The 6,668-nt window shown below is 66.7% G+C and carries 3 protein-coding genes; 1 reads left to right on the forward strand and 2 read right to left on the reverse strand.

The genetic code is table 11. The features are described 5' to 3' along the window. Window positions 1-2,047 (forward strand): TonB-dependent receptor (locus tag H0W65_RS11870; RefSeq protein WP_294007833.1); only part of this gene is annotated, 2,047 nt, incomplete at its 5' end. Window positions 2,048-2,099: 52 nt separating this feature from the next. Here the strand turns inward: H0W65_RS11870 and H0W65_RS11875 are convergent. Continuing rightward, window positions 2,100-4,829, reverse strand: coding sequence for a [protein-PII] uridylyltransferase (locus tag H0W65_RS11875; protein WP_294007835.1), 2,730 nt, complete (start codon window positions 4,827-4,829; stop codon window positions 2,100-2,102). Continuing rightward, a partial coding sequence (gene mutS / locus H0W65_RS11880) for a DNA mismatch repair protein MutS (protein WP_294007837.1) occupies window positions 4,829-6,668 on the reverse strand: 1,840 nt, incomplete at its 5' end. The genes H0W65_RS11875 and mutS, both read right to left, overlap by 1 nt.

A 6,668-nucleotide genomic window follows, 5' to 3' on the forward strand; every position in this document is an offset into this window, starting at 1 on the left:
CAGGGTGCTGCGCGATCTCGGCCAGAATCTGTCGGCGTTCAACAATCCCTACAGCCGCAACATCTCGGTAACGCCGGGCACCAGCTACAAAGGCAAGACAAGCGACGGAGGTGTTTCACTAGAGGCCAATTACGATTTCGGCGGCGCCAAGTTGACTTCGATCACCGCCTATCGCGGCTACAAGTCGGAGCAGAATGGCGACGTCGACTACAGCACCGTCGACATTCTCTATCGCCCTGATAACGGCGTGAGTTTCCGCCGCTTCAAGACCTTCACTCAGGAACTTCGACTTCAAGGCAAGGCGTTCGGCGACAAGCTCGACTGGCTGATCGGCGGCTATTACGCCAACGAGAAACTGACGCTCCAGGACGAATTGCGGTTCGGCAGCCAGTATGGCCGGTTTGCGGCATGCCGTCTCGTCACGGGTGGTGGCCTCGCGCCGCTCTTCAATCCGGCCGCGCCGGGCTGCCTTGCCGCGCGGCCAGCGGCATTCGGTGCGGCAAGCCCGATCTTCTACGCGGCGATCGACCGTCTCGACGGAATCCGTGATCGTGGAAGTACGGGTGACGTTTATAAGCAAAATAGCCGCAACTATGCCTTGTTCACCCACAACATCTTTCATGTGACCGACCAGTTCGACGTCACGGTCGGACTGCGTTACACCAACGAGCGCAAGCGCTTGAACGCGATCTTCGCCAACGACAATCTCGCCTGCGTTCAGAATCAGACGGCGCTGCTTCCGTTCCTGTCCGGGCCATTGGGGGCGACGGCGGGGGCGATCATCGGCCTTAGCTGTCAGGGTAACAGCACCGCCGAGCTCAATGGCGTTCGCATCAGCGACAAGCGCAAAGAGCATAAATTCACAGGGACCGGCGTTCTGTCCTACAAGCCGACCGACGATTTGCTGCTCTATGCCAGCTATTCGCGCGGCTATAAGGCGGGCGGGTTTAACCTCGATCGGTCGGCGCTCAAGGGGCCGGTTGAGATCGTTGGTGGCGTCCCACGGACGACGTTTGCGTCGTTCGGCGGTGCGCAGGCGCTGGTCGGCCGTCTCCAGTTCGACCCTGAAATTAATGATGCCTACGAATTGGGCGGCAAGCTCACTCTGGGCGGCCTGATCCTCAATGCTGCCGTGTTCCGTCAGCAGTTCAAGAACTTCCAGCTCAATACCTTCGACGGGACGGTGTTCATCGTCCAAAACGTCAACGGCTGCACCGACGGTCTGGCAGGAGCCGACCGCGATCAAGCGAAGTTCGCCACGGCACCGAATTTCAACCGAGGCGCCGCCGCAACAGGAGCCTGCGACAAGGACAACGTCGGTTATGGCGTCCGCTCGCAGGGTGTCGAGCTCGAGGCGTCATACCGATTGATGCGGGATCTCCGGGTCAACGCGGGCCTGACACTGGCCAAGACCAAGTATCGCAGCAACCTGGTCGGAACCGACAATGGTACGCCGCTCAACCCGGCGTTGCGGCGATTGCCCGGAAGCTATTTGTCGAATGCTCCCAGGACCGTTGCGACTGGCTCGGTCGCGTGGACGCCTCGGATCGGTGGCAGCGGCCTGTCGGGCCTGTTCTACATCGATGCCCGCTACTCGGGTCATTACAACACCGGATCGGACCTGTTCCCGCAGAAGGGGCAGGAAGCCTACACGCTGGTCAATGCCCGTGTCGGCGTACGCGGGCCGGACGATCGTTGGGCGGTCGAGCTGTGGGCGCAGAATCTGTTCGACAAGGATTATACCCAGGTCGCATTCAATTCGCCGTTCCAGGAGGGCGCGGCCAGTGCTCCGTTCACCGATCCCGCCTATCCCGGCGGTCGGCAGATCTTTTCGGCCTTCCTCGCCGAACCGCGCACCTACGGCCTGACGGTCCGCGGCAGCTTCTCGGCGCCGAGGGCCAAACCAGCGGAATATGTCGCGCCCCCGGCCCCGCCGCCTCCGCCGCCGGCGACGCAAACATGCCCGGATGGCTCGGTAATTCTGGCCACAGACGTCTGTCCGCCGCCGCCCCCGCCGCCGCCGCCGCCGGCACCCGAACGCGGTTAACGCTCTCGGTCAAAATGGAAGGGCTCCGCCGACGACGGCGGGACCCTTTTGGTCAGGCCGCCGCAGCGGCCTCGAGCAACGCCTCGCGCAACACCGCGCCCTCGTTGGTCGTGAGCTTTTTCCCGTCCGCCGTCGTCAGGTAGAAGACATCGACCGCGCGCTCCCCATAGGTGGCGATATGGGCCGAGTGTAGCTGATGCCCGAAACCGTGTATCTCCTGCGCCAGCCGGGCCAGCAGGCCAGGGCGGTCGCGCGCATTGACCTCGACCACGGTCGTCCGGCTCGACGCCTTGTCGGCGACCAGCACGCGCGGCGCCACCCGGAACGCCTGCTCGCGGATAGGCAGGTCTGGCGGCGGAGACAGGTCGGGCTCGGTTACCGCGCTCAGGCATTTCTCGACTGCCTTGACGAGCCGCTTGCGCAGTCGGGCATCATCATAAGCGCGGCCGCGGGCGTCGGTGACGAGCAGATTGTCGAGCGCCATCCCGTCGCGGCTCGTATGGACCCGGGCGTCGACGATCGAGGCGCCCGCGCCACTCAGGGAGGCGGCGATGCGGTAGAATAGGCCCGGCCGATCCGGCGCGAAGATCGACACGCGCGTTACGCCGGAGGTCGGGTCTGGCTCGGCCACGATCGACGGCACCGGATCGCCGAACCGCGCCTCGGCGGCGGCGACCTGGCGGGCGTTGGCAAGCTGCCATGGGGCGGGCTCCGCCAGCCAGTAGCTGTCGGGCAGGCGCCGGGCGTGAGCGCGCGCGGCCGCTGCGGTCCAGGCGAGTTGGGCAGCGAGCCAGGCCTGGCGCTCGGCGACCTGTTCGGCCCGCCCGCGCTGCTTGTGGCCGAGGCGAAGCCGCTCCTCGGCGGCGTCGAACAGCGTGCGCAGGAGAAGGCGTTTCCAGTCGGTCCAGGTGCCCGGCCCGACCGCCCTTATGTCGACCACGGTCAGGATGAGGAGCAATCGCAGCCGCTCGGGACTTTGAACCTTGCCAACGAAATCCTCGACTGTCCTGGGATCGGCCAGATCCCGGCGGAAGGCAGTATTCGACAGCAGAAGGTGGTGACGAACCAGCCAGGCGACGGTCTCGGTCTCGGCCTCGTCGAGTCCGAATCGCGGGCCGAGCGCAAGCCCGATCGCGGCGCCCAGCTCGCTATGGTCGCCGCCGCGTCCCTTCGCGATGTCGTGCAGCAGCACGGCGACGTAAAGCACTCTGCGCGAGGCGATCTGGTTGAACAGGACGGTCGACAGCGGATGATCGTCGGCGAGCTCACCCCGCTCGATTTGCGATAGCAGGCCGATTGCGCGGATCGAATGCTCGTCGACGGTGTAGTGGTGATACATGTCGAACTGCATCTGCGCGACGACGCGGCCGAAGTCGGGGACGAAGCGGCCGAACACGCCCGCCTCGTTCATCCAGCGCAGCACTTGATCCGGCTTGTCGCGCGCGGTCAGCACGTCGAGGAACTGGGCGTTGGCGGTGGGATCGTCGCGCACCTTGTCGACCAGACGCGCATCGCGCGACGCTGCGCGCATCGCCACGGGGTGGATTTCCAAGCTTTCGCGCGCGGCAAGCGCGAACATCTCCACCAAGCGGGCGGGCTGTTCGGCGAACCAGCGGTCGTTGGGTATCGACAGGCGGCCACGATCGAGGGTGAAGCCGTTGAGGCGCCTGGGGCGTCGGCGGAGCGTCGGCAACGCGAACCGCCGCCCCTTGTCGGCCATTTGCTCATCCAGCTGGGCAAGGAACAGTCCGGTCAAGTCGCCGACCATGCGTGCGTTCAAAAAATAGAATTGCATGAACCGCTCGACCGCTGATTTGCCCGGCCGATCGGCGTAGCGCATCGCGCCGGCGATCGTCCGCTGCATGTCGAAGCCGAGCCGCTCCTCGGCCCTTCCTGCGGTGAGATGCAGGTGGCCGCGGACTGACCACAGGAAGCGCTCGGCGCGCTCGAAGCGACGGAATTCGGCGTTGGTGAACAGACCCTTGGCGACCAATTCGCCAGGCTGCTGGACGCCGAATACATATTGGCCGATCCAGTAGAGGGTGTGGAGGTCGCGAAGCCCGCCCTTGCCATCCTTGATATTGGGCTCGACGACATAGCGGCTGTCGCCCATGCGGCGATGACGCTCGTCGCGTTCGGCTAGCTTGGCCGCAACGAACTCGCGTGCGGTGCCGGCAACGACTTCGGTGTGGAAGCGGCGCATCGCCGCGTCGTGCAGCGCCTCGTCGCCCCACAGCCAGCGCGCCTCCAGCAACGAGGTGGCGACGGTGGTATCGGCGCGCGCGGCGGCGACCAGATCACCCGGCGTGCGCACCGACTGGCTGGCCTTCAATTTCAAATCCCACAATAGATACAGGATGGCCTCGACGACTTGCTCGCACCATGGCGCGCGACGATCGGGCGTGAGGAACATCAAGTCGAGATCGCTGAACGGCGCCATTTCGCCGCGCCCCGTGCCTCCCAGTCCGACAAGCGCCAGCCGTTCGCTGGCCGAGGGGTTGGCGATTGGGTAGAGCCGTTGCATGACGAGATCGTAGGCGAGACGGACGATCTGGTCGGAGAGGAAGGCGTAGGACGCGGCGATCACCCGCCCGCGCCCCGGCTCGACCGCCAGCCGGCGGGCGATCTCGGCCCGCCCGGCGTCGAGCGCGTCGCGCAAAATCGGCGTCGCATCGCGCGAGATGTGGCGGTCGGGCAGCATCGCCAAGCGGTCGGCGAGACCGCGCCGGTCGATGATCGCCCGCCGCTCGAGGATCAACTCATAGCGCGGCGGCTGGCGCATCACTCGCTCCCGGCGATCCGCTTCAGGGCATAAAGCGCGTCCAGCGCCTCGCGCGGCGTGAGGGTGTCGGGATCGAGGACGGCCAAGGCGTCAGCGAGCGGACCGGTTGCGGTTTTATCGACCCGCTGCGCGGCGAACAGCGGCAAGTCGTCGAGGCCCGCCGCGATCCCGCCGGTAGCGTCACGGCCGGCTTCGAGCTTGGCGAGGACCGACTTGGCGCGGGCGAGCACCGTTGGCGGCACTCCGGCGAGCTTGGCGACAGCGATGCCGTAGCTGCGGTCGGCGGGGCCGTCCGCGACTTCGTGGAGCAGCACCAGTTCGCTCTTCCATTCGCGCGCGCGGACATGATGGAGGGACAGCGAGTCGAGGCGATCGGAGAGGCGGGTCAGCTCATGATAATGAGTCGCGAACAAGGTCCGCGCCTTGATGCTGTCGTGCATCGCCTCGACCACCGCCCAGGCGATCGCCAGCCCGTCATAGGTCGAAGTGCCGCGCCCGATCTCGTCGAGGATGACCAGGCTGTTGGGCGTCGCCTGGGCGAGGATGGCGGCGGTCTCGACCATCTCGACCATGAAGGTCGAGCGACCGCGGGCGAGATTGTCGGCTGCACCGACGCGGCTAAACAGGCGGTCGACGATGCCAATCTTGGCACGCGCGGCGGGGACGTAACTGCCAGCTTGGGCGAGGAGCGCGGCAAGCGCTGTCTGGCGGAGGAAAGTCGACTTGCCGCCCATGTTGGGGCCGGTGATCAGCCACAGCCGGTCGGCGGGGCCAAGCGCGACATCGTTGGCGACGAACCGCCCGCCCTCCTCGACCAGCGCCTCCTCGACCACCGGATGGCGCGCGGCGTCGAGCTCGAGGCAGGGCTGCTGGACCAAATGCGGCAAACACCATCGTCCTTCGGCGGCCCGAGTTGCATGGGAAGCGGCGACGTCGATCCGGGCGATGCCGTCGGCGGTCGCGGCGATGCGCGGCGCGGCGGCCACGGCTAGGGCGGACAGTTCCTCGAAATGGGCCGCTTCGGCGGCGTGCGCATGAGCGCCGGCCTCGACCACCCGGCTCGCCTCGGCATGGAGGTCGGGCGAATTAAAGCGGACGACGCCTGCAAGCGTCTGGCGGTGGGTAAAGCCCGATTCCGGGGTCATCAGCCGGTCGGCGTGGCGGGCGGATACCTCGATATGATAGCCGAGCACGGCGTTGTGGCGGATCTTGAGCGTCGGCACGCCGGTGGCGTCGCGGTAGCCGGCTTCGAGCGCGGCAATGGCACGCCGGCCGTCGCTGCTTGCGGAGCGCAAAGTGTCGAGCGCGGCGTCGTAGTTCTGGGCGATGTAGCCGCCCTTACCTGCGTCGAGGGGCGGTGCCTCGACCAGCGCGATGGCCAGCCTGTCGGTCAGCGCGGCATGGCCGCCAAGGTCGGGGAGCATCGCCTTCAACAGGTCGGGCAGCAGCGGCTCGGCCTCCAGCTCGGCCCTGAGTGAGGCGGCCGCAGTGAGGCCGTCGCGGAGCAGGGCAAGGTCGCGCGGGCTACCGCGCGAAGCGGCCAGGCGGCCGAGCGCGCGGCCAATGTCAGGCATCGTCCTGAGAGCGCCTCGAACGCGCTCGCGCCGCAGCGGCTCGTCGTGGAGCCATTGGACCAGCGCCAGCCGCGCTTCGATCGCTCGAACTTCGGTCAACGGGGCGGACAGGTCGCCTGCGAGGAGACGGCGGCCGGGCGCGGTGACGCAGCGGTCGATCGTGGCGAGCAAGCTTCCTACCGCCTGGCCCGTCTGGGTTCGGCAGATTTCCAAACTATCGCGGGTCGCGGCGTCGATCGCCATATGGCTGGCGCGGGCAATACGG

Source organism: Sphingomonas sp. (assembly GCF_013816785.1).
Lineage (GTDB): Bacteria > Pseudomonadota > Alphaproteobacteria > Sphingomonadales > Sphingomonadaceae > Sphingomicrobium.

Excerpts from the sequence above, each read along its gene's own strand:
- H0W65_RS11875 (WP_294007835.1), bottom strand. The coding sequence starts at position 4,829 with ATGCGCCAGCCGCCGCGCTATGAGTTGATCCTCGAGCGGCGGGCGATC.